1 protein-coding gene is annotated in these 419 nt (G+C 67.8%); it reads left to right on the forward strand.

Features of this window, described 5'->3' with window-relative positions; translation table 11 throughout:
- The coding region (locus K6753_RS14415; protein ID WP_484549424.1) for an EF-Tu C-terminal domain-related protein at window positions 1–363 on the forward strand (363 nt) is incomplete at its 5' end.
- Window positions 364–419: the final 56 nt, after the last annotated feature.

Genomic DNA, 419 nt, shown 5'->3' on the forward strand with positions numbered 1-419 from the left:
GCCGGCCTGCTGCTGCGCGGCACCAAGCGCGACGACGTCGAGCGCGGCCAGGTGCTGTGCAAGCCGGGTTCGATCAAGCCGCACACCGACTTCGAGGGTGAGGTCTACGTGCTGAGCAAGGACGAGGGCGGCCGCCACACGCCGTTCTTCAAGGGCTACCGTCCGCAGTTCTACTTCCGCACCACCGACATCACCGGCGCCTGCCAGCTGCCGGAGGGCGTGGAGATGGTGATGCCGGGCGACAACGTGAAGATGGTGGTGTCGCTGATCAATCCGGTGGCGATGGACGAAGGCCTGCGTTTCGCGATCCGCGAAGGCGGCCGCACCGTCGGCGCCGGCGTGGTGAGCAAGATCATCAAGTGACGCCGTGACCCGTGCGCGCCGCTGGCGCGCACGGTGTTGTCAGGTCGTCATCCCCG

Origin of the sequence: Novilysobacter selenitireducens, from assembly GCF_020026895.1 — a bacterium.
Lineage (GTDB): Bacteria > Pseudomonadota > Gammaproteobacteria > Xanthomonadales > Xanthomonadaceae > Lysobacter_C > Lysobacter_C selenitireducens.